The following is a 24706-nucleotide window of genomic DNA, read 5'->3' on the forward strand; positions in this document are numbered from 1 at the left end:
GCGCCGCCGTGATCGCGGGCGCGACCGGCGTCCAGGCGCACCAGCCGCTCGAAGATGTTGTCCCGCTGGTCATCCGGGATGCCCGGCCCGGTGTCGGTGACGGTCACCTCCGCGAGGCCCTCGTCGGCGCGAAGGTCGACGGTGATGGCTCCGCCGGCCGGCGTATACCGGCGTGCGTTGTCGAGCAGGTTGGACACGATCTGGGACAGGCGGGTCGCGTCGGCGTTGAGGCTCAGCGTGGCCAAACCGGTGCGGCTGACGCTGATCTGCGGTGCCAGCATGGCGGCGCGATCGGCTTCCCCATCGAGGACGGCGGCCACGTCGACGTCATGCAGCTCGAGCGCGAGCCCGGCGTCGATGCGGCTCAGGTCCAGCATGTCGGAGACGAGTCGTCCGGCGCGGCGCGCGTCGGAGAGCAGCAGGCTCGCCCGACGGTATTGCCCGTCGTCTTGATGTTGCGAGGCGCCGTGCGCGAGTTGTTCGGCGGCGACCTGGATGCCGGCGATCGGGGTGCGCAATTCGTGGGCGGCGTCGACGAGAAAGCGCCGGGTTGCGGACTCGGCGCGTTGCGCGGTGTCGGCGGCGTGCCGGGCGCGGCGCTCGGAGGTTTCCAGGGCATCCAGCATACCGTCGAAAGCCCTTGCGGCGCGACCTAATTCGGTGTCGGTGCGGTCCGGATGCAGTCGGCGGCCGCGGTCCCCGGTGGTGATGGCGTTGGCCAGCGCGGTGAGCCGGTCCAGCGGGCGCAGCGCCGCCCGGCTGACCGCAACCAGTAACAGCGCCGCAAGCAGCAGGGTCGCCAAGCCCGCCCCGATCATCAGGGCGCGCAGCTGATGCGCGACCTGGGTGGTCTGCGTGGTGTCGGCGACCAGGATCACCCGGCTCCCGTCGGGCAGCGGGTGCACGACGGCCGTCGCGGTGGCATCCGGCGGCGGGCCGGGCGGCGGTGGAAGTGCGTACGGCGGTGGCGGATACGGCGGAGGTGGCGGATACGGCGGTGGGTAGGCCGGCGGCGGATACAGCGGGGGTGGTTCGACCTCGCCGTCACTGAGCTCCGGGCTGATCCCGCGGTCACCGTAGGAGCTGCCGTTGGCCGTGACGACGAGCGCCCGGATCCCGCCGCCGTTGAGTTCGGCGGCAAGCAGATCCGGTGAGGTGCGCGCGGCGCTCAACGCGTCGGCGCGCGATGTCGCGGCCAGCAGCCGGTCGTGCAGATTGCGCTGTGCCAGAACGCCCATCGTGAAGTCGATGGTGACGCCGAGCACCACCAGCAGGCCCGCCAGCAGCGCGAGCACCACCAGCGTCACCCGACGTTGCAGCGACGGCGTCGGTGTCCTCGAGGCGGCCGTCATGACCGCTCGGCCCGCAGGCGGTAGCCGATGCCGCGCACGGTATGCAGGATCCGCGGCCCGTGCGCCTCCAGCTTGCGCCGCAGCCCGCTGACATGGACCTGCACCAGGTTGGGGTCGTAGGCGTCGTAGCCCCACACCCCGTTCAGAATCTGGCCTGCGCTGACGATCCGGCCGCGCTGCTCCACCAGGAAAGACAGCACCCGCAACTCGGTTGCCGTCAGATCCAGCGGGTGGCCGCCGCGCGCCGCCACACCGGCACCGAGGTCCAGCGTGACGTCGCCCACCTGAATCACCTGGGACAGCCGTCCGCGCCGGCGTAGCACCGCGCCGACCCGCGACACCAGCTCGGCCAGCTCGAACGGCTTGATGACGTAGTCGTCGGCGCCGCCGTCGAGTCCGCGTAGCCGATCCGGCAGCCCGTCGCGGGCCGTGATCAAGACGATCCCGACGTCACCCCATTCCCGAATCACGTCGATCAGTTCGAACCCGTCGCGTCCCGGCAGCATCACGTCGAGCACCACCAGGTCGGGCCGCATTCCGTCGAGAACCTCTTCCAGGCCGTCACCGTCGCGGCGGGCATCGGTGTGATAGCCCACCTCGGTCAGCGCCTCGCTGACCATCTCCCGGATGGTCTCGGAGTCCTCGACGACCAGCACCCGCGGCGTGCCGAAGCTGAACCGGCCGGCCGCGCGCAGGCAATCCGTCATTCCTCCATTGTCGGTGCCGGTGCTGAAACGAACCTGAAGGGCGCTGCCCACTGTGACGAGCCGTTCATCGGGCGGCCGAATTCTTCAGATCCATTTCAGCCCCGGCTCTTAACGTCCGTGGCATGACCACGAACGACGACATCAACACCAATGCACCCGCACCGCCGCCGGTCGCCGAGCCGGCATTAGAGCGACGCCGCTACCCCACCGGCGTGGTGATCGGCGCCGGGGTGGCGGGGGCGCTGCTCGGCGCGGTCGGCACCGTCGCGGCGATCGCGTTCGCCTGGATAGTCAGCGTCGGACCACCCCCGCCGCCGCTCGGGCCGCCGCCGATGCTGGCGGCGCCGTTCCACGGGCCGCCGCCTCCCCCGATGGGTGGACCCGGGCCGGGTGGTTTCGGCTTTGTTCCGCCGCCCGGCCCGCCGGGACCCCCGCGAGGCTTCTGGCCACCACCCCCGGGCGAGGGCTTCCCGACGCCGGCCGCGCCGACACCGTCCGCCGCGCCGCACCCCTGACCAACAATGACTCGCTTCGGTCGCCGTCACGATGCCTTCGTGCCGGCGACCGGCGGCGTCGGCCCGGTAGCGTCTCGAGTGAACCCAGCTCGACGATCCGGGAGAGCCGCATGACATCGGACAACAGCGGAGCCCGCCGGTCTCCCACCGGTGTCGCCGCTCTGGCCGGGCGGCTGCTGCGGTCGCGCCGCCTCATGCGCGCGCCGATCTGGATCTACAAGGTCCGCGCGGGCGCGCTGTTCGGTTCACGCATCCTGCTGCTCGAACACATCGGCCGCAAGTCGGGCATGCCGCGCTATGCGGCGTTGGAGGTCGTCGACCACTCGTCGCCCGACACCTACGTGGTCGCGTCGGGCTTCGGCCGAAAAGCCCAGTGGTTCCGCAACATTGAAGCCAACCCCCGGGTGCGGGTCTACGCCGGCAGCCACCCGCCCCGGACCGCTACGGCGCGGGTGATGACGACACCCGAGACCGATAAGACCTTGGCCGCCTACCGATCCCGGCATCCCAAGGCGTGGGAGCGGATGCGCCCGGTGCTCGAGCACACGCTCGGCGTGCCGATCACCGACACCGACACCCCGCTGCCACTGGTCGAATTGCGCCTCGATTAGCTCTGGTCGGGCCCCTTGATCGTCATCGCGGCGACCAACGCCAAAAACAGCGCGGCCGGAACACCGTTGACGACCTTGTCGCGCACCCGGATGTGCGCGCCCACCGCCAACACGAAGTACAACGTCAGCATCGCCGTCGTCAGCCGCGCCAGGGTGGGAAAACGGTTGACCGACAGCAATCCGACGGCGGCGGCCGCCTTCACCGCCGGCAACACGGGCCGGACGTTCTCCGGCAGGCCCACGTCATCGAGCACCTTCTTGATCGGGGCCACCTGGACGCCGCACAGTACCGCGTCGACGGCGTGGAAGGCGCCCAGCGCCGCATAGGTCTTCGGTGAAGTCAACGCACTCATGCCGCAATCCTAGGGAGTCAGCTCCCCAGGCGAGCCATCCGCGGGCTTGCTGGCGATTGCCTCGGCCTTGGCCACGGCTTGAGCGACCGAGGGATCGGTTTCGGCGGAGAACCAGTCCGCGACCTCCGCGTCGTCGCCGTCAGTGGCATGCCTGGGAGCATCGTCAACCGGAGAAGGCTCGAACCGGAATACGCCGTCCTCGCCCGGCGAGCCAAGCAGCCGCGTGAACCCTTGCAACGCGGCGCTGAAATCGCTGGGCACCACCCACACCTTGTTCGCGTCGCCGCGCGCCATTTCGGGCAGCGTCTGCAAGTACTGGTAGGCCAACATTTCCGGAGTGGGACGGCCGGCCTTGATCGCGGCGAACGTCTTCTCAATGGCCTTGGCCTGCCCCTGGGCCCTCAGGTAGGCGGCCGCTCGCTCACCCTGCGCGCGCAGTACCCGCGACTGGCGGTCGGCTTCCGCAGTCAGGATCGCGGCCTGCTTGGCGCCCTCGGCGGCAAGGATTTGCGCAGCCTTTTGTCCCTCAGCCTGCATGATCGCCGCTTGCCGGGTGCCTTCGGCGGTCAGGATCATCGCGCGCTTCTCGCGGTCGGCCTTCATCTGCTTCTCCATCGACGCCTGAATCGACGGCGGCGGGTCGATGCTGCGCAATTCGACCCGCGCGACCCGCAGACCCCAGCGGTTGGTCGCCTCGTCGAGCACGCCGCGCAGCTGCCCGTTGATCTGGTCGCGCGATGTCAGCGTCTGCTCCAGCGTCATGCCGCCGACCACGTTGCGCAGCGTGGTGGTGGTGAGCTGTTCGACGCCGACGATGTAGTTGCTGATCTCGTAGACGGCCGCCTGGGGCACGGTGACCTGGAAGTAGACCACGGTGTCGATGTTCAGCGTCAGGTTGTCCTCGGTGATCACCGGCTGCGGCGGGAACGACACCACCCGCTCACGCAGATCCACCCGGGCGCGGACCCGATCGATGAACGGCACCAGCAACGTCAGTTGCCCGCTGACCGTGCGGCTGTATCGGCCCAGCCGTTCGATCACCGCCGCCTCCGCCTGGGGTATCAGCGCCACCGACTTGGCCACCACGACGATCGCGAAGATCACCAGGACGGCCAGCAGCACCAATCCAGCCACTGCACCTTGCATCGGACTTCCTCTCTCTACCAGTCGTCGGCAGCGTCGTCTCGCCGCTACAGACTGCTCCTGAAGACCACCGCCGTCGCGCCGTCGATCTGCATGACGGTGACCGGCTCGCCGGGTTCGTAGACGTCGGCGTCGTCGAGGGGGCGCGCAGACCACACTTGGCCGTCGAGCTTGACCTGACCCTCGTCGCGCGCGACCCGCTCGAGCACCAGCGCGGTTTTGCCCTGCAGCGCCTCGATTCCCAACCGCGGCGCCCCGGCCGGCGTCAGCCGCCGCTTCAGCGGCGGACGAACCACCACCAGCAGCAGCACCGAGACCACCAGGAACACCGCGCCGTTCGCCCAGACCGGAAAGTCGGTCACCCAACTGGTTAGCGCCGCGGCGAGCGCGCCGCCACCGAGCATCACCAAAAACAAATGGCCGGTGAGCGCCTCCGCACCGGCCAGCACCAGCGCGAATATTAGCCAAAGCACCGCGGCGTGCATGCGGCAAGAATACGCGTGATCCGCCTTTGCCGGGCAAAACAACTACACTGCGTTCTCGTGTGGTGTCCAAGTGTCTCGCTGTCCCTGTGGGCCAATGCGTGGCTCGCCGGAAAGGCCGCGCCCGACGACGTCCTGGACGCGTTATCCGTTTGGGCGCCAAAGCAATCGGTGACCGCGTATGATGCGGTCGCCGCGGGCCACACCGGGCTGCCCTGGCCCGACGTACACGACGCCGGAACGGTCACGCTGCTGCAGACATTGCGTGCCGCGATCGGCCGGCCGACACCGGCGTCCGACGGCGGCGGGTTTATGCGCGGATCGATCAACGTGGTTTTGCCGGTGCCAGGCGACGTGCGCGGGCTGGCCCCCGGAACACAGTTCGAGCGGGACGCGCTGGCGGCCGGCGAGGCGGTCATCATCGCCAATCCCCGCAATCCCGCCACCGCGGTCGGCCTGGTGCCCGAGTTCTCCTATGAGGACGACGAGGACGTGCCCGAGGACTACGAGACGCGGCTGGCCGAATTGTGCGCGCTGACGTGGACCGTGTACTCGCTGCCCGGCGCGCCGGTGCTGGACCATCACGAGCTCGGCGACGCCGAGTACACGCTGCGGTCGGCGGTGCGCTCAGCCGCGGACGCGCTGGGCGCCATCGGGCTGGGGGCCGCGGCGTCCGACGTCGACGACCCGCGCGGCCTCGTCGAGCAACTCTTGGAATCCGCACGGCAACACCGCATTCCCGACCACGCGCCGACGCGCGCGCTGCGGGTGCTGGAGAACGCCGCCCACGTCGACGCCATCATCGCGGTCAGCGCGGGGCTGAGCCGATCCGACTCTCCGGACCGGTTCACCGCGCCCGTCGCCGCGGGCCTGGAACCCGTGGGAACGCAATCCTCTTCGGAGGCCCGCATCGCCAGCGACGCGCTGCGACCGCTCACCGCGGTGGTGCGTTCGGCGCGGATGGCGGCCGTGACCGCGATCCTGCATTCGGCCTGGGGCGATTAAGCGTTTCTAGCGGCCGGCCGCGCAATGCGGTGGGCGGCAGGGCGCGCCGTTGACGCTGGCGAGGCAACCGGGGACCGGGTCGGGCCCGGTCACCCGCTGGGGCGCCCGGCCATACCGCAATTCGTCGATCAGATCCGCGGCCATCCGCGCGAAACGCGGGTGGGCGTTGGGCGTCGACGCCCGCACCAGGGCCACGCCCGCCGCCTCGGCCTGCGACGCCAACTCGTTGTCGAGATCCCACACCACCTCGATGTGGTCGGCCACGAACCCGATCGGGCAGATGATGACGGCCTGGGTCCCGGCCTGCGCCAGGGTGGCCAGGTGGTCGGCGACGTCGGGCTCCAGCCATGGCACCTGCGGCGGTCCCGACCGTGACTGCCACGCCAGGTCGTAGTCGGAATACCCGGCGGCGGCCGCCACAAGGCTTGCGGCATAGGCGACTTGGCGGCTGTACAGCCGCGGGCCCAGGCGGTCATCGGCGGCCACCGGGATGGAATGCGCGGTGAACACCAGTCGAGCGCCGGCCTGTTGCTCGGGGGTCAGCGCACCCGACGCCGCGCCGATGGTGTCGGCGAAGATCCGCACGAACCGCGGGTGGTCGAAATAGGGCCGCAGCTTGACCAATTCGGGCGCATCCGGCCCGGCCGCCTCGCGCGCGCGGGCGATGTCCTCGACGTATTGCGTGCAGCTGGAGTAGCCGCTCCACGCCGAGGTGGTGAACACCACGGCCCGACGAATTCCATTGTCGCGCATGGTCGCGACGGTGTCCTCGACGTAGGGCTCCCAGTTGCGGTTGCCGAAATAGACCGGCAGGTCCAGGCCGCGGTCGTGCAGCTCGGCTTCCAGTTGGGCGACCAGCGCGCGATTGATGTTGTTGATCGGCGAGACGCCGCCGAAATGCAGGTAGTGCTCGGCGACGTCGTCGAGTCGTTCCGGCGGCACGTTGCGGCCCCGGGTGACGTTCTCCAGGAACGGCCGAACCTGCTCGGGACCTTCCGGCCCACCGAAGGACAGCAGCAGGACGGCGTCGAATTCCATTACCGTCTACAGTAATTGGGTGCTTGCGCCGCCGTCGGCGTAGATGATGGTTCCCGTCGTCGCCGGCAGCCAGTCCGAGAGCAGCGCGCACACCGTCTTGGCGACCGGGGTCGGGTCCTTCATGTTCCAGCCGATGGGGGCGCGCTGGTCCCAGCCCTCTTCGAGCAGCTGCATCTGTGCGCCAGCCTCCTCGCCGAGCGCCCCGCCGACGATCGCGCTCATGGCCAGCGTCCGGATCGGGCCCGCGGCAACGAGATTCGAGCGAACACCGAACTTACCCGCCTCGCGCGCCACGAATCGGTTGACCGATTCCAGCGCGCTCTTGGCCACCGTCATCCAGTTGTACGCCGGCATCGCCCGGCTGGGGTCGAAGTCCATACCCACGATCGAGCCGCCGGGATTCATGATCGGCAACGTCGCCTTGGCCAGCGAGGCGTACGAATACGCCGAGATGTGAATGCCTTTCGAGACATCTTCGTATGGCGCGTCGAAGAACGGGTTGATGCCCATCCCGGTCTGCGGCATGAAACCGATCGAGTGCACCACCCCGTCGAGCTTGTTGCCCTCACCGATCTCGGCGGTCACCCGCTCGGCGAGCGAGTCCAAGTGCTCCTGGTTCTGCACGTCGAGTTCGATCAGCGGCGCCTTCTCCGGCAGCCGGTCGGCGATGCGCTGGATCAGGCGCAACCGGTCGAACCCGGTCAGCACTAACTGCGCCCCGGCCTCCTGGGCCGCCTTGGCGATGTGAAACGCAATCGACGAATCGGTGATGATTCCCGAGATCAGAATCCGTTTGCCGTCGAGCAGTCCTGCCATGTCCGTCCTTAATGTCGTGGTTGAAGTCAGTGGCCCATGCCCATGCCGCCGTCCACGGGGATGACCGCGCCGGCGATGTAGCTGGCGTCCTCGGACGCCAGGAAGCTGACCGCGCCGGCGACCTCCTCGGCGGTACCAACCCGCTTGGCCGGGATGAAGTCCAGCGCGCCCTCCTGGATCCGCTCGTCGAGGGCGCGGGTCATCTCGGTGTCGATGTAGCCCGGCGCCACCACATTCGCGGTCACGTTGGCCTTGGACAGCTCCCGCGAGATCGAGCGGGCCATGCCGATCAGGCCGGCCTTGGCGGCCGCGTAGTTGGCCTGGTTGCCGATGCCCCAACTGCCCGACACCGACCCGATGAAGATGATCCGGCCGAAACGCTTGCGCTGCATGCTGCGTGAGGCGCGCTGGGCTACCCGGAAGGCCCCGGTGAGGTTGGCGTTGATGACCTCCTCGAACCGCTCCTCGGTCATCCGGATCAGGAACGCGTCCTTGGATATGCCGGCGTTGGACACCAGCACCTCGACCGGACCCTGGTGCTCCTCGACCTCTTTGAAGGCGCGGTCGACCGCTTCGTTGTCGGTGACGTCGCACACGACGCCGAACAACCCCTCGGGCGCCCCGGATCCGCGGTGCGTGACGGCCACCTTGTGGCCGTCGGCGGCGAGCCGCTGCGCGATCGCCAGTCCGATCCCCCGGTTTCCGCCGGTGACCAGGACTGAACGGGATACGAATGCCGGTTTGCCGCCGTTGGTGGCGGCCTTGGGGGTGTTTTCGGTGGCTGCGTCAGTCACCCGGCCAACTTATCGCCTCGGCTTACAAGGACCGAAATCTCCCCCTGTTATGACCGCGAGCGTAAGCGGGCTGCGATTTTCGGACCGGGTTTCCGCAGTGGGCTTACGCTCGCGAAGCTCTGTCAGTGCCGCGACGCAAACTTCCGCCATGACGGGCATTACCGGTCCCTTCCTGGGCAGCGAAGCCCTAGCTGCCGGCGAAGTGACTCCCCATGAGCTGCGCAGCCGGTATACAGCGCTGCACAAGGACGTGTACGTGGCTACAGACCTCGCGCTGACGGCGGCGTTGCGCGCGAAGGCCTGCTGGCTGCGGTCGCGACGTCGCGGCATAATCGCCGGCTTTTCCGCCTCCGCGCTGCACGGCTCGAAGTGGATCGACCCGGCGTTACCCGCCGAGATCATCGACACCAACCGCTGGCCAGTCGCGGGCGTGCACGTTTGGGAAGAGCGGATCGAGGCCGACGAGATCACCGTCATCGACGGCATACGAGTCACCACGCCGGCGCGAACGGCACTCGATCTGGCCAGGCGATGCCGCCTGGGTGTCGCGGTCGCCGCGGTCGATGCCCTCGTGCAGGCGACCGATCTGAAGATGGCCGATGTCGAGCTGTTGGTCGGGCGGTATCGGGGACGTCGAGGCATGAAGGCCGCTCGCGCCGCCCTCGAACTCGTCGACGGTGGGGCGCAATCCCCCAAGGAGACCTGGCTGCGTCTCCTATTGATTGCGGCGGGCTTTCCCGCTCCCCAGACGCAGATTTGTGTCCGCAACGAATGGGGTTGGGCCGAGGCCTATTTGGATATGGGTTGGGAGGACATCAAGGTAGCCGTGGAGTACGACGGCGACCAGCATCGAACGAGTCGCTACCAGTACGTCAAGGACATCCGCCGGCTGGAGACGATCGAACGTTACGGCTGGATCGTGATCCGGGTGATCGCCGAGGATCATCCCGACGACATCATCCGCCGGGTGCGCGCAGCCCGCGCTTCGCGTGCGTAAGCCGACTGTGGAAATTCGGGCCGAAATTCACAGTGTGCTTACGCTCGCGGGTCAAAGGGGCCCGCGCACAGACGCTAGGTCGGCAGGCGCCGGTTGATCAGCAACGCCGCCAGCGCCGCGAGCGCCAGCACCAGCGCGCCCAACCGCACCCAGCCCACGCTGGCGTCGCCCTTGATCGTCTCGTAGCCGATCTGCTGCTGCAGCGTCGCGTAGACCGATTTCAGTTCCTGCAATGACGCAGCGCTGTAGGCATTTCCGCCCGAGAGCTGGGCCACCTTCTTCAGCGTCTCATCGTCGACGGGCACCGGCTGGCGCTGGTCGTTGATCTCGACGAACCCGTACGGGGTGCCGAAGGAGATGGTCGAGATCGGCACGCCCTGGTCCTTGGCCGTGCGCGCGGCGGTGAAGGCGCCCTTCGGATTGTCCGGGTTGGTCGGCATCGTCTCCTTGCCGTCGGAGAACAACACGATGCGCGCCGGGGGCGGTTTGTCGCCGCCGCCGATCACCGCGCCGACCGTCGCGATGGCCTGCAGCGCGGTGAAGATGCCCTCGCCGGTGGCGGTGCGGTCGGCGAACTGCAGCTTGTCCAACGCCGCCTTGGTGGATTCCCGGTTGGTCGTCGGCGAGACCAGCACCGTGGCGGTCCCCGCATAGGCGATCAGCCCGAGGTTGATGCCCGGCGTCAGTTCGTCGGCGAACTGCTTGGCAGCCTCCTGCGCGGCCGCCATCCGGTTGGGCGCGACATCGGTGGCGCGCATGGACTGCGAGACGTCGATGACCAGCATCACCACCGCGCGGTTGCGGGGAATCCGAACGTCGTTGGTGGGGCCGGCCATTGCGATGGTGAACAGCACCAGCGAGGCCACCAGCAAGATCGCCGGAACGTGGCGCCACGTCGAAGGCCGTTTGGGCGCAACGCTTTCCAGCAGCTCCATGTTGGCGAACCGCAGCATGCGCCGCTGGCGCGCCAGCTGCATCAGGATGTAGAGCGCGGCCAGCCCGAAGACGACCAGCAGGAACAGAAAGAACCACGAATGTTCGAAGCCCGACAACGACATCGGGCCCAGTAGCGGCAGTGTCACTGCCGCCCTGCCAATGCACCGCGCCGGCGGGATTCGACGAACCGCACGATGTCGGCGATCCAGTCACGGTCGGTGCGCAGCGTCAGTATCGGGGCCCCGCAGCTGCGGATCGTGCGCGCCACGTCGGCGCGGTGCGCCGCGGCGGCCTTGGCGAAATCGTCACGCAGCTGCGCGTCGATGGTGAACTCGCGGGTGACGCCGGACTCGGCGTCCTGCAGCACCACGTCGCCGATGTCGGGCAGCTCGACGTCGCGCGGGTCGAGTACCTCGATGGCCAGCACCTCGTGCCGGGCGGCGACCGCCCGCAGCGGGCGCATCCAGTTGATCGGCCCGAGGAAGTCGCTGATGATCACCGCCATGCCGCGGCGGCGTTCCGGCCGGCGCAGGGCGTCGATCGCGGTCGCCAGATCGCCGCGCACCCCGACGGGCGCGCGCGGCGTGGTGGCGATGGTGCGCAACAGCGTCTGCTCGTGCTGACGTCCGGAGCGGGCCGGCACCCGGGTGATCTTGGCGCCGGTGGAGACGATCGCGCCCAGCCGGTTGCCGCCCCCGCTGTTGAGGAAGGTGATCGCGGCGGCCGCCGCCACCGCGAGGTCGCGCTTCTCGCAGCCCACGGTCCCGAAGTCCAGGCTGGCCGACATGTCGACCACCAGCCAGGTTTCCAGCTCCCGGTCGGCGATCATCTGCCGCACGTGCGGGTGCGTCGTGCGCGCGGTGACGGCCCAGTCCATCCGGCGGACGTCGTCGCCGGGCTGATACTCGCGCGACTCCCCCGGCTCCGAGCCCGGCCCCGGGATCAGGCCGAGGTGATCACCGTGCAGCACACCGTCGAGCTTGCGTTTGACGGTGAGCTCGAGGGTGCGCAGCGCCGCCGACAGCTTCGGGTCATCGATCTGACCCCGCTGCATCGACGGCGGATGCACCACCGCCCGCCTGTTGGGATCGGTCACCGACCGCTGGCCGCGCCGGCGGGTTGCATCACCGGGGGCACCGAATGACCTTGCTGCGGAACGGCATTCACCTGAGGCAAGGCCACCGTCTGCAGCACCCGGTTGATGACGATCTCCGGCGAGATCTCGTCGGCGAGCGCGTCGTAGGTGAGCACCAGCCGGTGGCGCAGCACGTCGGGAATGACGTCGACGACGTCTTGCGGGATCACGTAGTCGCGGCCGCGGACCAGGGCCAGCGATCGGGACGCGGCGATGATGCCCAGCGACGCGCGTGGCGACGCCCCGAACGAGATCCACGTCTTGACGTCGTTCATGCCGAGCTGTTCGGGGTGGCGGGTGGCCGTCACGACGCGCACCACGTAGTCCACCAGGGCGTGGTGGACGAAGACGTTGGCCGCGATGTCCTGCAGCCGCAACAGGTCGCCGGTGTTGAGGATCTGCTTGGGCTCCGGCGGGCGCACGCCCATCCGGTAGATGATCTCCCGCTCCTCCTCCGGCGAGGGGTAGCCGACGTTGATTTTGAACAGGAAGCGGTCGCGCTGGGCTTCGGGCAGCGGGTAGACGCCCTCGTGCTCGATCGGGTTCTGCGTCGCCATCACCAGGAACGGGTTGGGCAGCGCGAAGGTCTTGCCGCCGATCGACACGTGGCGTTCCTGCATGACCTCCAGCAGCGCCGACTGCACCTTGGCCGGCGCACGGTTGATCTCGTCGGCGAGCAGGAAGTTGACCACCACCGGGCCGAGCTCGGTGTCGAACTCCTCCTTGCCCTGGCGGTAGATGCGGGTACCGATGATGTCGGTGGGCACCAGGTCCGGCGTGAACTGGATGCGCGCGAACGTCCCGCCGACCACCTTGGCGAAGGTCTCGACGGCCAACGTCTTGGCCACGCCGGGCACACCCTCGAGCAGCACGTGCCCCTTGGACAACAGGCCGACCAGCATGCGCTCCACCAGCTGGTCCTGGCCGACGATGATGCGTTTGACCTCGAAGATGGCACGTTCCAGGGTCTGCACCTCGGCGGCCAGTCCGTTACCGCCGCCGGTCGGCGCTTCGTGAGCCGGGCCGGATTGCCCGCCCGGGCCCGAGTAACCGCTGGCGCCTGGCGGCGGCCCACCTGCTGCTGTCATGAAGAACCCTCCACGTTCCATCGGACACGACTGCCGGGCAGCGACGTGCCCGCGTCCAACTATTCCAGCACCGCCGGATTCCGTCGACGCTCGCCCAGCTGATGGGTCGCCGGCACCGCTGATCAGTACTCGATGATCCTAGTCAGGAACGGTGTCATGCCGGGCTTTCGAACCTGGCTGACCGTAACCTTGGCGGCGCTGCCCGACGCCTCCAGCATCTGGCCATTGCCCAGGTACATGGTGACGTGCTGGCTGCCGCCCGGGCCGTAGAAGATCAGGTCGCCGCGCCTGGCCTGATCCGGCGGGATGTGGCGCCCGGCGTTGTATTGGTCACCGGAGAACCGCGGGATCAGCACGCCGACCCCGGCGAAGCCGTAGCGCATCAGGCCCGAGCAGTCGAAGCCGGTGATGTTGGCGCCGTCGCCGACGCCCTTGCTGGGGCCGTCCAGCGAGCCGCCGCCCCACGAGTAGGGCACGCCCATCTGGGAGCCCATCCGCTTGATCACGTACTCGATGGCCTGCCGGCCGTAGACCCGCGGGATCTTGCCGCCGGGGTTGGAGGGCGTGGCGGCGGCGGCCGGTGCGGGATCGCCCAGGATGTTGATCCCGAGCCCGCCGAGAAATTGCTTGCCCAGGTCCATCGTGGTCTGGGTGGCCTGCGCGGTGGCCTGCAGCGACGCGTTGGCGACGGCCAGCGGATCGCCAGGGGCGCCGGCGCTGATCTGGGCCGGCAACGTGGGGTCCCACTGGCCGGGGTCGGCGACGGCAAGCGGAGCCGGGGCGGCCACAGACAACATCAGCCCGGACACCACAGCGGTGATCCAGGCGAGGTTGACGAAACGAAATCGGTTGCGGCGCATGGCTGTCCGTTCAGTGCTCACTCGATCACCACTCGATGTACCGGACCACGTAGGGCGTCATGCCGCTGGTGCGCACCGGGGCGACGCGGACCTTCAACCCGATGTCGGGCGCCTCGAGCATCTGGCCGTCACCCAGGTAGATCGTGACGTGCTGGCTGCCGCCCGGGCCGTAGAAGATGACGTCGCCGCGGCGCATCTGGGAGGACGGGATCTTGCGACCCAGGTTGTACTGCGAGCCCGAGTAGTGCGGCAGCTTGATGCCCACCCCCGCGAACGAGTACAGCACCAGACCCGAACAGTCGAAGCCGGTGATGCCGGCCCCGGAGTCGATGCCCTTGCTCGGGCCGGCCGCGTTGCCGCCACCCCAGGAGTACGGCACGCCGATCTGCGACATGCCGCGCCGGATCACGTATTCGGTGGCCTGCCGGCCGTAGACGCGCGGGATGCGTGCGCCGACCCCACCGGGCGCGGCGTTGGTGATGCCGGTGTCGTCGGGCTTGAGGATGCCCATCTGCTGCAGGAAGTTGCGGCCCAGCCCGGCGGTCACCTGAGTCGAGGTGGCCGAGATGCCGAGCACCTGGTTGATCACCGCGATCGGGTCGCCGGGGACGTTGGCGCTCGGGATCATCGGCAGGGTCGGGTCCCAGGCGCCGTCCCACCGGCGGGCCCCGGCCGACGGCGCCGGCGCGCCCGGCGACCCGGTCTCCCACCGGTCACCCGACGCCGACGGGCCGGGCCCGCCCGCCCCGGCGGACCACTGCCGCGCCGCCTCACGCTTGGCCGCCTCCAGCTTGACCTGAGCCTGATCCCGTTCGGCCGCAAGGCGAATGATGTCCTCGCGTTGCTGGTCGAACTTCTGCTTGGAGTTGGTCAGCGCCGCCACGGCGGCGTCCTGGCTGGACTTGGCGTCGGCCGCGGCCTTGTCGGCGTTCTGCTTGGCCAGCCGCGCCGCCGACTCCTTGTTCACCTGCTCGGTGCGGGCCTGCTGCAGCTTGGCCATCACGGTCTGCGAGCTGGTGGTGAGGTTCTTGGCCGCGGCCTCGGTGGCGATGATGTCGTCGGGGCTGCTCGCCGTCAGGTAGCTGTTCGACGGGCCGTTCATATAGGTGGCCGCGGCGAACGTGTCGAAGCGGCGCTGCGCGCCGGTGATGGCGATGTTGGCGTCTTTGACCGCCTGCTGGCTGGCCTCGAGGTCGTGCTGGGCGGTGGCCGCGTTGTCCCGCGCGGTCTCCACGTCGACGAGGGCCTTGTTGACGCTTTCCTGTTCGGTCTGGATTTCGGCGCTCAGGTTCTGCAGCCGCTGGTTGGCCTTGGCGACGTTGGCGATGAGGGCGGCGAGGTTGTCGGCGGTGGGGTCGGCCTCCGCGAGGCCCGGCGTGGCGATCAGCAGGGCGAGGCTCAAAACGGAGGGAACGACGGGGCGCACCAGCCTTAAGGCCGGTCGCGCAGAAGACCCCCAGCGTGTGCGTCTCATTCGACTCAGGTCTCCTACGGCTCAACACGACGGGCGGCGCCAGCCACAGGTTCCCCGAAAGGCGCCAAAGACAACACCAGCATCATTTGCACCGTACGTCACACCGATGGGCGTGCAAACGCTCCACCGAAATCGCACTCTCTACGTGCGTTTAATGTGACCGAATGGTGACCTGACTGGTTTGCCGCAGAGCGACGCCGCGGCTCGCCGAAGGAACCGGGGAAAACGAAGACCGGAAGTTAGACGGTGGTATTGGTGTCGGCGGCGGGGGTTGCCGCGGCGTCGCCCGAGGTTGCTGCGCGCTTACCGCGCACCTGCAGCAACCGGGTGCCGACGGCGGCCGCGAGGACCGCGATCAACAGGAAGATCGTCAGGCCGGTCCAGGGGAACTCGGGCGTGTCGAGCTCGTGCAGGAAATGCTGCGCGGAGACCACCGGATTGCCGGTCTTCGCGTTGTCCTCGCCGGCCTCGAGCGTCACGCGCGCGAACTGGGTGCTGTAGCTCCCGACGTAGCTCGGGCTAAGGGTCAGGACCGTCGCATCGTGATAGTCCGCGCCCACCACGGTCGAGATGTCGCGCAATGGGGTGTCGTTCGGGGGGTTGTGGTCGAGCAGCACGATCTTGAGGTTGATGCCCTCGGCGTGCGCCTGGTTGACCACGTCGAGCAGTCCAGGCATCGCCGCGGGCGGGGCGCTGACTCCGGTGGCGGCGACCTGGGACTTGACCACGTTCATGTCGACGTCCACCGGAATGTAGGCGGGCAGGAACGGAACCGTTTGCGGCAGCGGGCCGACGAACGAATCTTGACCGGTCATGAAGTCCCTCCTGCGGTAGTGCTAGAGGCACCGTACGCGATATCGGTTCGCGCGCCGCGCCGATGGCGGTCGCCCGCGTCCTATCCCGGCACGGATTGGTGCGCACATGGGGTTTAAACGGGCCGCCGCGGCGACAAGACTGAAGTCAGGAGTGCCCTCGTAATGCAGGACAAGCGTACTGTTAAAGTTGGCACGGCACCGCCGACACGGCCCGTCGCGGTGGGAGAACTAAAGACTCTGGGAGTTGAAGTGACTGATTCTGTGAATTCGTTCGGAGCCCGCGACACGCTGCAAGTCGGCGACCAGAGTTACCAGATCTATCGTCTCGACGCCGTCCCCAACACCGAGAAACTGCCCTACAGCCTCAAGGTGCTGGCCGAAAACCTGCTGCGCAACGAGGACGGCAGCAACATCACCAAGGACCACATCGAGGCCATCGCGAACTGGGATCCCAAGGCGGAACCCAGCATTGAGATCCAGTACACGCCCGCCCGCGTGGTGATGCAGGACTTCACCGGGGTGCCGTGCATCGTCGACCTGGCCACCATGCGCGAGGCCATCGGCGACCTCGGCGGCAAACCGGACAAGGTCAACCCGCTCGCCCCCGCCGACCTGGTGATCGACCACTCCGTGATCGCCGACCTGTTCGGCACCGCCGACGCGTTCGAGCGCAACGTCGAGATCGAGTACGAGCGCAACGGCGAGCGCTACCAGTTCCTGCGCTGGGGCCAGGGAGCGTTCCAAGACTTCAAGGTGGTGCCCCCGGGCACCGGCATCGTGCACCAGGTCAACATCGAGTACCTGGCCAGCGTGGTGATGTCGCGCGACGGCGTGGCCTACCCCGACACGTGTGTGGGCACCGACTCGCACACCACGATGGTCAACGGCCTGGGCGTGCTGGGCTGGGGCGTCGGCGGTATCGAGGCCGAGGCCGCGATGCTGGGTCAGCCGGTGTCGATGCTGATCCCGCGAGTGGTCGGCTTCAAGCTGACCGGTGAGATCCAGGCGGGCGTCACCGCCACCGACGTCGTGCTGACCGTCACCGAGATGCTGCGCAAGCACGGCGTCGTCGGCAAGTTCGTCGAGTTCTACGGCAAGGGCGTGTCGGAGGTGCCGCTGGCCAACCGCGCCACGCTGGGCAACATGAGCCCCGAATTCGGTTCCACCGCAGCGATTTTCCCGATCGACGAGGAGACCATCTCCTACCTGAAGTTCACCGGTCGCACCGACGAGCAGCTGGCGTTGGTGGAGGCGTACGCCAAAGAACAGGGCATGTGGCACGACCCCGACCATGAGCCGGTGTTCTCCGAGTACCTCGAGCTCGACCTCTCCACGGTGGTGCCGTCGATCGCCGGGCCCAAGCGCCCGCAGGACCGAATCCAGTTGTCGGAAGCCAAGTCCACGTTCCGCGAGCAGATCCTCAGCTACGTCGACGGCAACGACGATGGCCAGCAGGGCTATTCGAAACTGGACGAGTCGGTCGAGGAGACCTTCCCGGCCAGCGACCCGGGCGCGGTCTCGAACGGCCACGCGGATGACCGGCCCGTCGTGCAGTCGGCCGCCGCGCACGCCAAGGGCCGGCCGAGCAATCCGGTGCAGGTGCGCTCCGAAGAGCGCGGCGAGTTCGTGCTCGACCACGGCGCGGTGGTGATCGCCGCGATCACGTCGTGCACCAACACCTCCAACCCCGAGGTGATGCTGGGCGCGGCGCTGTTGGCGCGCAACGCCGTTGAGAAGGGACTGGCTTCCAAGCCGTGGGTGAAGACCACCATGGCGCCCGGCTCGCAGGTGGTCAACGACTACTACGACAAGGCCGGCCTGTGGCCGTACCTGGAGAAGCTCGGGTTCTACCTGGTCGGTTACGGGTGCACCACCTGCATCGGCAACTCCGGTCCGCTGCCCGAGGAAATCTCGAAGGCCATCAACGACAACGACCTATCGGTGACCGCGGTGCTCTCGGGGAACCGGAACTTCGAGGGCCGCATCAACCCCGACGTCAAGATGAACTACCTGGCGTCGCCGCCGCTGGTGGTGGCCTACGCGCTGGCCGGCACCATGGACTTCGACTTCGACGAGCAGCCGCTGGGCCAGGACAAGGAGGGCAATGACGTCTTCCTGAAAGACATTTGGCCGTCGCAGAAGGACGTTTCCGACACCATCGCGTCGGCGATCAACCAGGAGATGTTCACCAAGAACTACGCCGACGTGTTCAAGGGCGACGAGCGCTGGCGCAACCTGCCGACCCCGAGCGGCAACACCTTTGAGTGGAACGCGGATTCGACCTATGTGCGCAAGCCCCCGTACTTCGAGGGCATGCCGGCCGAGCCCGAGCCGGTTACCGACATCACCGGCGCCCGGGTGCTGGCGCTGCTGGGCGACTCGGTGACCACCGACCACATCTCCCCCGCCAGCAGCATCAAGCCGGGCACCCCGGCGGCGCAATACCTCGACGAGCACGGCGTGGAGCGCAAGGACTACAACTCCTTCGGCTCGCGGCGCGGCAACCACGAGGTGATGATCCGCGGCACCTTCGCCAACATCAGGTTGCGCAACCTGCTGCTCGACGACGTGTCCGGCGGCTATACCCGCGACTTCACCCAGGACGGCGGACCCCAGGCGTTCATCTACGACGCGGCGCAAAACTATGCGGCACAAGACATTCCGCTGGTGGTGCTGGGCGGCAAGGAATACGGGTCGGGCTCGTCGCGCGACTGGGCCGCCAAGGGAACCCGGCTGCTGGGCGTTCGCGCGGTGATCGCCGAGTCGTTCGAGCGGATTCACCGCTCCAACCTGATCGGCATGGGCGTCATCCCGTTGCAGTTCCCCGACGGCAAGTCCGCCGCGGATCTGGGTCTCGACGGCACCGAGGTGTTCGACATCACCGGCATCGAGGAGCTCAACGACGGCAAGACGCCGAAGACCGTACACGTCAAGGCCAGCAAGGACGGCAAAAACGCAATCGAATTCGACGCCGTGGTGCGCATCGACACCCCCGGAGAGGCCGACTACTACCGCAACGGCGGCATCCTGCAGTACGTGCTGCGCAACATGCTCAAGTCGGGTTAACCCCAACCCGATCAGATCACCTGATGCCAAAGGTCAGCGAGGACCATCTGGCGGCTCGCCGCCGCCAGATCCTCGACGGCGCCCGCCGCTGCTTCGCCGAATACGGTTACGAGCAGGCCACCGTGCGCCGGCTGGAGAAGGCGATCGGGATGTCGCGCGGCGCGATCTTCCACCACTTCCGGGACAAGGACGCGCTGTTCTTCGCGCTGGCCCACCAGGACGCCGAGCGGATGGCCGACGTGGCTTCGCGCGCGGGACTCATCCAGGTGATGCGCGACATGCTGGCCACGCCGGACGAATTCGATTGGCTGGCAACCAGATTGGAGATCGCGCGCAAACTGCGCAACGATCCCGCGTTCAGCCAGGGCTGGGCGGAGCGTTCCGCCGAGCTGCGGGCGGCCACCACCGATCGACTGCGCCGGCAGATGGAGGCACACCGGGTCCGCGACGACGTGCCCGGCGACGTGCTGCAGTGCTATCTGGAATTGGTGCTCGACGGCCTGGTGGCCCGGTCGGCATCCGGCGAGGATCCGCAGCGGCTATCCGCGGTCCTCGATTTAGTGGAAAACTCGGTGCGCCGCAACGATTCTTGAGAAGCGATCGTAACGCCACTGCGAACAAGGGGACGAGATTTCGCAGTGACGCTACGCCCGCGCGGTTTTGGCGGTCCGGTTGGGGCCGCCGCGGCTGCGCATCGTGGTGCCCGACTCCCGCAGCAGGCTATGGATCGACCCATACGACCTACCGGTCGTGGCGACCAGGTTGCGGATACTGGCGCCACCCTCGTAGGCGTGGCGCAGCTCGTCGAGCAACTGGTCGCGTGCCGTGGCCGACCTTTGCACTGTTCTCTTCATGGCTCCTCCGACGCCGGGACACGATGGCAAGCACCCAGAGTAGGAAGCCACTGTCGGCCGCGGGCGGCTTTCGCCAAAAACCGTCAACTCAGGCGAGCTCGATGAGATCGGAGTATTCGTCGGACCAGAAGTCCTCGGTGCCGTCGGGCAACAACACGACGCGCTGCGGCTCGAGGGCCTCGGCGGCGCCCGGGTCGTGCGTTACCAAGACCACCGCCCCCTGATAGCTGCGCAGCGCGTCGAGCACCTGTTCGCGCGAGGCCGGATCGAGGTTGTTCGTCGGTTCGTCGAGCAACAGCACATTGGCGGTGGAAGCCACCAAACCGGCCAGCGCGAGCCGGGTCTTCTCACCACCGGACAGCGTGCCCGCCGGCTGGTCGAGCTGGGGGCCGCTGAACATGAACGCTCCCAGCAGGCCGCGCAGATCCTGCTCGCCGGAATCCGGTGCGGCGTGCCGGATGTTCTCCCACACGGTCGCATCGTTGTCGAGCGTGTCGTGCTCCTGGGCGAAGTAGCCGATCCGCAGCCCGTGGCCGGGCTCGAGGCCTCCGGTGTCGGGGGCCTCGGTGCCGGCCAAGATCCGCAGCAGCGTGGTCTTGCCGGCGCCGTTGAGGCCCAGCACCACCACCCGCGAGCCGCGGTCGATCGCCAGGTCGACGCCGGTGAACACCTCCAGCGACCCGTAGGACTTGCTCAGCCCGGTGGCCACCAGCGGTGTGCGCCCGCACGGCGCCGGGTTCGGAAACTTGATGCGGGCCACCTTGTCGGCCACCCGCTCGTCGTCGAGCGCGGCCATCATCCGGTCGGCGCGACGCAACATGTTCTGTGCGGCAACGGCTTTGGTGGCTTTGGCGCCGAGCTTGGCGGCCTGCGAGCGCAGCGCGGTGGCCTTGCGTTCGGCGTTCGCGCGCTCCCGGCGGCGGCGCTGCTCGTCGGTGGCCCGCGCGTCCAGGTACTTCTGCCAGCCCATGTTGTACACGTCGACCTCGCCGCGCACCGCGTCCAGGAACCAGACCCGGTTGACGACGTCGGCGAGCAAGTCAACGTTGTGGCTGATGATCACCAGCCCGCCGGTGTGCGCGCGCAGGAAGTCGCGCAGCCAGCCGATGGAATCCGCGTCCAGGTGGTTGGTCGGCTCGTCGAGGAGCAGCGTGGTCGACGAACCCGACATCCCCGCGCCGCCCTCGGACGCGGCGAACAGGATGCGGGCCAGTTCCACCCGGCGGCGCTGTCCGCCGGACAGGGTGCGCAGCTGCTGCGTCAGCACCCGTTCCGGCAGGCCGAGACTCGCGCAGATGCGGCTGGCTTCGCTTTCCGCGCCGTAGCCGCCCAGCGCGACGAAACGCTCCTCGAGCTGGCCGTAGCGGCGGATCGCGCGGTCGCGGGCGTCGTCGTCGGCGACCTCGGCCATCAGCGCCTGCTGCTTTTCCAGGTCGGTCAGCAACACGTCGAGCCCGCGGGCCGACAGGACCCGGTCGCGGGCCAGCACGTCGAGGTCCCCCTCTTTGGGATCCTGTGGCAGATAACCGATTTCACCGACCCGGTTGATCGCGCCGGCATAGGGTTCGGTCTCCCCCGCCAGGATGCGCAGGGTGGTGGTCTTGCCGGCGCCGTTGCGGCCCACCAGCCCGATGCGGTCGCCGGGCTGCACGCGCAGGTCGGGACCGTCCGGTGAGAGCAGGATGCGCGCACCAGCGCGGACCTCGAGGTCCGTGGCCGTGATCACGATCGCTCTCCTTGTGGAAAAGACGCCTATTTGTCGTCGGTGAACACCGCTGGTCGTCGTTCTGCGCGCGCGGCAACCGCTTCTTCGAAGTTGGCGGTGAGCAGGCGGACGAATAGCTGTCCCAAGCCTTCGGCTTGCATGTGCCCTTCCAGGCTACCGGCGTCCAGTCCACTCCACAGCGTGCGCTTGGTCAACTCGATCCCCGGGCGGGAGAAGGCTGCTATCCGCGCGGCGATGGCGTAGCAGGTGTCCAGCAGCTGCTCGTCGGGCACCTGGTTGGACACCAGCCCGATGCGCTCGGCCTCCTCGGCGGTGATGTCGCGGCCGGTCAGCATGATCTCGAACGCGCGCGACGAGCCAATGGCCCGCGGCAGCAGGTAGGACAGGCCCAGCTCACTGGCGGTCAGGCCGTTGTTGATGCCGGCGGCGCGGAAATAGGCGCTCGTCGAGGCCACCCGGATGTCGGCGGCCAGCGCCAGGCACAGCCCACCGCCGATAGCGGGGCCGTTGACCGCGGCGATCACCGGCTGGTGCAGCCGGCGCAGCGCCAGGATGACCTCGTCGAGGATCTCCATGGAGCGCAGCGCATAGGTGGGGCGGGTCAGGCCCTCGACGTGGGGCACCGAGCCCGCGGACTTGTGATCGGCGCCGGAGGAAAAGCCCCGACCGGCGCCGGTCAGCACGACCACGCGCACCGAATTGTCGTAGGTGACCTTTTCCAGGGCCGCCTTGAGCGGCACCATGACGTCGAACGCCATCGAGTTCATCCGCTCGGGCCGGTTCAGGGTTATCAGCGCGACGCCGGGCCGCGGGTGGTCTACCAGTACCAAACTCACCCATGCAACCTAGCGCGTGGCCGACCGTGCTTCTGCGCGCAGCGCGGCGGGGCTATTCGCCCTGCCCGGCCTCGGCGGCGTCGACGTCGAACGCGCGGACCTGCGCGACCAGGTCCTCCAGGGCGGCCGGCGGCAGCGCGCCGGGCTGGTTGAACAGCAGTTTGCCCTTCTTGAAGGCCATCAGCGTGGGGATGGAGCGGATCTGGGCGGCCGCCGCCAGCTGTTGTTCGGCCTCGGTGTCGACCTTGGCGTGCACGATGTCGGGGTGCTTCTCCGAGGACGCCTGGAAAGTGGGACCGAACTGGCGGCACGGACCACACCAGGACGCCCAGAAGTCGACGAGCACGATGTCGTTGCCCTCGATGGTTTCGTTGAACTTCTCAGCGGTGAGATCAAGTGTTGTCACATTTGCCGTAACGCCCGGGGTCGACGCGATGTTCCCGGCGCGCGGCAGCGTGCCGCCCGCGGACCGCCGCTGGTTACGGTTGCGTACGTTTTCCCGCGTCCGACAGACTGTGCCTGACGATCCGCCGCCTCGAGGACCAGTGAGGGAATCGCGTTGGGCCACTACATCGCTAACGTCCGCGATATCGAATTCAACCTGTTCGAAGTTCTCGATGTCGGCGCCGTCCTGGGCGCCGGCGGCTACAGCGATCTCGACGAGGACACGGTCAAAACGATCTTGGCCGAAGCCGCTCGCCTCGCCGAAGGCCCGGTGGCCGAATCCTTCGCGTTCGCCGACCGCAATCCGCCCGTGTTCGACCCGGCCGAGCACAAAATCACCGTGCCCGACGAGTTGGTCAAGACGGTGGCCGCGCTCAAGGAGGCCGGCTGGTGGCGGCTGGGCATGGCCGAGGAGATCGGCGGCATGCCCGCCCCACCGCCGCTGGCGTGGGCGGTCAACGAAATGCTGATCTGCGCCAACCCTTCGGCGAATTTCTTTTGCCTGGGCCCGTTCATGTCTCAGGCGTTGTATCTGGAGGGCAACGAGCAGCAGCGGCGATGGGCCGCCGAAGGCGTGGAGCGGGGCTGGGCGGCCACCATGGTGCTCACCGAACCCGACGCGGGCTCCGACGTCGGCGCCGGGCGCGCCAAGGCCATCGAACAACCCGACGGCACTTGGCACATCGAGGGCGTCAAGCGGTTCATCTCCGGCGGCGACGTGGGTGACACCGCCGAGAACATCTTCCATCTGGTGCTGGCCCGCCCCGAGGGCGCCGGCCCGGGCACCAAGGGGCTCAGCCTGTTCTACGTGCCCAACTTCCTGTTCGACCCGGACACCTTCGAGCTCGGCCCGCGCAACGGCGTGTACGTCACCGGGGTGGAACACAAAATGGGCATCAAATCCTCCCCCACGTGCGAATTGACCTTCGGCGCAACGGATGTGCCCGCGGTCGGGTATCTGGTCGGCGACGTGCACCGGGGTATCGCGCAGATGTTCACCGTGATCGAGCAGGCGCGCATGACGATCGGCGTCAAAGCCGCCGGCACGCTGTCCACGGGTTACCTGAACGCGCTGGCCTTCGCCAAGGAGCGGGTGCAGGGTGCGGACATGACGCAGATGTCGGACAAGACCGCGCCGCGGGTCACCATCATTCACCATCCCGACGTGCGTCGCAGCCTGATGACGCAGAAGGCGTACGCGGAGGGCCTGCGCGCGCTCTACATGTATGCCGCCGCCCATCAGGATGACGCTGTGGCGCAACGTGTTTCGGGTGCCGATCACGAAATGGCGCACCGGATCGACGATCTGCTGTTGCCGATCGTCAAAGGCGTGAGCTCGGAACGGGCGTACGAGGTGCTGACCGAATCGCTGCAGACGCTCGGCGGTTCGGGCTTCCTGCAGGACTATCCGCTCGAGCAGTACATCCGCGATTCCAAGATCGATTCGCTGTACGAGGGCACCACCGCCATCCAGGCGCTCGACTTCTTCTTCCGCAAGATCGTGCGCGACCGGGGCCAGGCGCTGCAGTTCCTGACGGGACAGATCACGGCGACCATCGACAACGTCGACGAGGCGCTCAAGCCGGTCGCGCAGCTGGTGCAGACCGCGTACGACGACGTGACCGCGATGACCGGCGCGCTGACGGGCTACCTGATGTC

General features: G+C 68.1%; 25 protein-coding genes. 7 read left to right on the forward strand and 18 right to left on the reverse strand.

The annotated features are described in order from the left end of the window. Both A5624_RS17545 and A5624_RS17550 read right to left on the reverse strand, forming a co-directional pair. A partial coding sequence (locus tag A5624_RS17545) for a cell wall metabolism sensor histidine kinase WalK (RefSeq protein WP_066868664.1) occupies positions 1-1352 on the reverse strand: 1352 nt, incomplete at its 3' end. After that, entirely contained in the window at positions 1349-2059 is a 711-nt protein-coding gene (locus A5624_RS17550) for a response regulator transcription factor (RefSeq protein ID WP_066868662.1), read from the reverse strand. The genes A5624_RS17545 and A5624_RS17550, both read right to left, overlap by 4 nt. A gap of 122 nt (positions 2060-2181) precedes the next feature. Here A5624_RS17550 and A5624_RS17555 point away from each other — a divergent pair, with 122 nt between their 5' ends. Both A5624_RS17555 and A5624_RS17560 read left to right on the forward strand, forming a co-directional pair. After that, positions 2182-2574: a hypothetical protein gene (locus tag A5624_RS17555; RefSeq protein ID WP_066868619.1), complete on the forward strand. Its 393-nt coding sequence runs from the start codon at positions 2182-2184 to the stop codon at positions 2572-2574. A 194-nt stretch (positions 2575-2768) separates the two neighbouring features. Next, complete coding sequence (locus A5624_RS17560) at positions 2769-3185, forward strand: nitroreductase family deazaflavin-dependent oxidoreductase (RefSeq protein ID WP_197518980.1); 417 nt, start codon at positions 2769-2771, stop codon at positions 3183-3185. On the opposite strand, the gene A5624_RS17565 is transcribed toward A5624_RS17560, so the two are convergent. The 3 genes from A5624_RS17565 to A5624_RS17575 are packed head-to-tail and all read right to left on the reverse strand — an operon-like array spanning position 3182 to position 5166. Then, on the reverse strand, positions 3182-3538 hold the full coding sequence (locus tag A5624_RS17565; protein ID WP_066868623.1) for a DoxX family protein: 357 nt from the start codon (positions 3536-3538) through the stop codon (positions 3182-3184). The two genes, A5624_RS17560 and A5624_RS17565, sit on opposite strands and share 4 nt — an antisense overlap. A 9-nt stretch (positions 3539-3547) precedes the next feature. Then, on the reverse strand, positions 3548-4684 hold the full coding sequence (locus A5624_RS17570) for an SPFH domain-containing protein (RefSeq protein WP_066868624.1): 1137 nt from the start codon (positions 4682-4684) through the stop codon (positions 3548-3550). 44 nt (positions 4685-4728) lie between these two features. Next, a complete protein-coding gene (locus A5624_RS17575; protein ID WP_066868626.1) occupies positions 4729-5166 on the reverse strand; it encodes an NfeD family protein in 438 nt (145 codons plus the stop codon). Between the two features lie 57 nt (positions 5167-5223). Between A5624_RS17575 and A5624_RS17580 the strand changes: the two genes are divergently transcribed. Then, positions 5224-6168, forward strand: a complete 945-nt coding sequence (locus A5624_RS17580; protein ID WP_066868628.1) for a hypothetical protein — start codon at positions 5224-5226, stop codon at positions 6166-6168. A 6-nt stretch (positions 6169-6174) separates the two neighbouring features. Here A5624_RS17580 and A5624_RS17585 read toward each other — a convergent pair whose 3' ends face one another. The 3 genes from A5624_RS17585 to fabG1 are packed head-to-tail and all read right to left on the reverse strand — an operon-like array spanning position 6175 to position 8816. Beyond that, positions 6175-7206, reverse strand: a complete 1032-nt coding sequence (locus A5624_RS17585) for a ferrochelatase (RefSeq protein ID WP_066868630.1) — start codon at positions 7204-7206, stop codon at positions 6175-6177. A 6-nt stretch (positions 7207-7212) separates the two neighbouring features. After that, positions 7213-8022 (reverse strand): NADH-dependent enoyl-ACP reductase InhA, encoded by an 810-nt coding sequence (gene inhA / locus A5624_RS17590; RefSeq protein ID WP_066868632.1) that lies wholly within the window; start codon positions 8020-8022, stop codon positions 7213-7215. 26 nt (positions 8023-8048) lie between these two features. Further along, on the reverse strand, positions 8049-8816 hold the full coding sequence (gene fabG1 / locus A5624_RS17595; RefSeq protein ID WP_066868634.1) for a 3-oxoacyl-ACP reductase FabG1: 768 nt from the start codon (positions 8814-8816) through the stop codon (positions 8049-8051). A gap of 157 nt (positions 8817-8973) precedes the next feature. Here fabG1 and A5624_RS17600 point away from each other — a divergent pair, with 157 nt between their 5' ends. Continuing rightward, complete coding sequence (locus tag A5624_RS17600) at positions 8974-9813, forward strand: hypothetical protein (protein WP_066868666.1); 840 nt, start codon at positions 8974-8976, stop codon at positions 9811-9813. Between the two features lie 74 nt (positions 9814-9887). Here A5624_RS17600 and A5624_RS17605 read toward each other — a convergent pair whose 3' ends face one another. The 6 genes from A5624_RS17605 to A5624_RS17630 all read right to left on the reverse strand — a co-directional run bounded on the left by A5624_RS17605 (position 9888) and on the right by A5624_RS17630 (position 16121). Beyond that, a complete protein-coding gene (locus A5624_RS17605) occupies positions 9888-10895 on the reverse strand; it encodes a VWA domain-containing protein (protein WP_066868636.1) in 1008 nt (335 codons plus the stop codon). Next, positions 10892-11803 (reverse strand): DUF58 domain-containing protein, encoded by a 912-nt coding sequence (locus A5624_RS17610; RefSeq protein WP_156749064.1) that lies wholly within the window; start codon positions 11801-11803, stop codon positions 10892-10894. Before A5624_RS17610 ends, A5624_RS17605 begins: the two co-directional genes overlap by 4 nt. 38 nt (positions 11804-11841) lie before the next feature. Then, entirely contained in the window at positions 11842-12972 is a 1131-nt protein-coding gene (locus A5624_RS17615; protein WP_066868640.1) for a MoxR family ATPase, read from the reverse strand. Positions 12973-13094: 122 nt separating this feature from the next. Beyond that, the gene (gene ripB / locus A5624_RS17620) at positions 13095-13832 is read right to left on the reverse strand and encodes an NlpC/P60 family peptidoglycan endopeptidase RipB (RefSeq protein ID WP_066868642.1); all 738 of its coding nucleotides are present in this window, start codon (positions 13830-13832) and stop codon (positions 13095-13097) included. Between the two features lie 25 nt (positions 13833-13857). After that, entirely contained in the window at positions 13858-15306 is a 1449-nt protein-coding gene (gene ripA, locus A5624_RS17625) for an NlpC/P60 family peptidoglycan endopeptidase RipA (RefSeq protein WP_066868644.1), read from the reverse strand. A 239-nt stretch (positions 15307-15545) separates the two neighbouring features. Beyond that, positions 15546-16121, reverse strand: coding sequence for a DUF6676 family protein (locus A5624_RS17630; protein ID WP_066868646.1), 576 nt, complete (start codon positions 16119-16121; stop codon positions 15546-15548). A 249-nt stretch (positions 16122-16370) separates the two neighbouring features. Between A5624_RS17630 and A5624_RS17635 the strand changes: the two genes are divergently transcribed. Next, on the forward strand, positions 16371-19187 hold the full coding sequence (locus tag A5624_RS17635) for an aconitate hydratase (RefSeq protein ID WP_066868648.1): 2817 nt from the start codon (positions 16371-16373) through the stop codon (positions 19185-19187). A gap of 23 nt (positions 19188-19210) precedes the next feature. Further along, positions 19211-19780: a TetR/AcrR family transcriptional regulator gene (locus tag A5624_RS17640; protein WP_066868650.1), complete on the forward strand. Its 570-nt coding sequence runs from the start codon at positions 19211-19213 to the stop codon at positions 19778-19780. A 51-nt stretch (positions 19781-19831) separates the two neighbouring features. On the opposite strand, the gene A5624_RS17645 is transcribed toward A5624_RS17640, so the two are convergent. From A5624_RS17645 to trxA, 4 genes are all read right to left on the reverse strand, one after another. Further along, a complete protein-coding gene (locus A5624_RS17645; RefSeq protein WP_369827494.1) occupies positions 19832-20041 on the reverse strand; it encodes a helix-turn-helix domain-containing protein in 210 nt (69 codons plus the stop codon). An 88-nt stretch (positions 20042-20129) separates the two neighbouring features. Further along, positions 20130-21767 (reverse strand): ABC-F family ATP-binding cassette domain-containing protein, encoded by a 1638-nt coding sequence (locus A5624_RS17650; RefSeq protein WP_066868654.1) that lies wholly within the window; start codon positions 21765-21767, stop codon positions 20130-20132. 26 nt (positions 21768-21793) lie between these two features. Then, on the reverse strand, positions 21794-22603 hold the full coding sequence (locus tag A5624_RS17655) for an enoyl-CoA hydratase (RefSeq protein ID WP_066868657.1): 810 nt from the start codon (positions 22601-22603) through the stop codon (positions 21794-21796). 52 nt (positions 22604-22655) lie between these two features. Further along, a complete protein-coding gene (gene trxA / locus A5624_RS17660; RefSeq protein ID WP_066868658.1) occupies positions 22656-23009 on the reverse strand; it encodes a thioredoxin in 354 nt (117 codons plus the stop codon). 153 nt (positions 23010-23162) lie between these two features. Between trxA and A5624_RS17665 the strand changes: the two genes are divergently transcribed. Beyond that, the coding region (locus A5624_RS17665; protein WP_066868660.1) for an acyl-CoA dehydrogenase family protein at positions 23163-24706 on the forward strand (1544 nt) is incomplete at its 3' end.

Source organism: Mycobacterium sp. 1482292.6 (genome assembly GCF_001672995.1).
GTDB classification, from domain to species: Bacteria; Actinomycetota; Actinomycetes; order Mycobacteriales; family Mycobacteriaceae; genus Mycobacterium; species Mycobacterium europaeum_A.

Coding starts and splice junctions, on each gene's coding strand:
- A5624_RS17550 (WP_066868662.1), bottom strand. CDS start 2,059: ATGACGGATTGCCTGCGCGCGGCCGGCCGGTTCAGCTTCGGCACGCCG.
- A5624_RS17555 (WP_066868619.1), top strand. CDS start 2,182: ATGACCACGAACGACGACATCAACACCAATGCACCCGCACCGCCGCCG.
- A5624_RS17560 (WP_197518980.1), top strand. CDS start 2,769: ATGCGCGCGCCGATCTGGATCTACAAGGTCCGCGCGGGCGCGCTGTTC.
- A5624_RS17565 (WP_066868623.1), bottom strand. CDS start 3,538: ATGAGTGCGTTGACTTCACCGAAGACCTATGCGGCGCTGGGCGCCTTC.
- A5624_RS17570 (WP_066868624.1), bottom strand. CDS start 4,684: ATGCAAGGTGCAGTGGCTGGATTGGTGCTGCTGGCCGTCCTGGTGATC.
- A5624_RS17575 (WP_066868626.1), bottom strand. CDS start 5,166: ATGCACGCCGCGGTGCTTTGGCTAATATTCGCGCTGGTGCTGGCCGGT.
- A5624_RS17585 (WP_066868630.1), bottom strand. CDS start 7,206: ATGGAATTCGACGCCGTCCTGCTGCTGTCCTTCGGTGGGCCGGAAGGT.
- inhA (WP_066868632.1), bottom strand. CDS start 8,022: ATGGCAGGACTGCTCGACGGCAAACGGATTCTGATCTCGGGAATCATC.
- A5624_RS17610 (WP_156749064.1), bottom strand. CDS start 11,803: ATGCAGCGGGGTCAGATCGATGACCCGAAGCTGTCGGCGGCGCTGCGC.
- A5624_RS17615 (WP_066868640.1), bottom strand. CDS start 12,972: ATGACAGCAGCAGGTGGGCCGCCGCCAGGCGCCAGCGGTTACTCGGGC.
- ripB (WP_066868642.1), bottom strand. CDS start 13,832: ATGCGCCGCAACCGATTTCGTTTCGTCAACCTCGCCTGGATCACCGCT.
- ripA (WP_066868644.1), bottom strand. CDS start 15,306: ATGAGACGCACACGCTGGGGGTCTTCTGCGCGACCGGCCTTAAGGCTG.
- A5624_RS17630 (WP_066868646.1), bottom strand. CDS start 16,121: ATGACCGGTCAAGATTCGTTCGTCGGCCCGCTGCCGCAAACGGTTCCG.
- A5624_RS17640 (WP_066868650.1), top strand. CDS start 19,211: ATGCCAAAGGTCAGCGAGGACCATCTGGCGGCTCGCCGCCGCCAGATC.
- A5624_RS17645 (WP_369827494.1), bottom strand. CDS start 20,041: ATGAAGAGAACAGTGCAAAGGTCGGCCACGGCACGCGACCAGTTGCTC.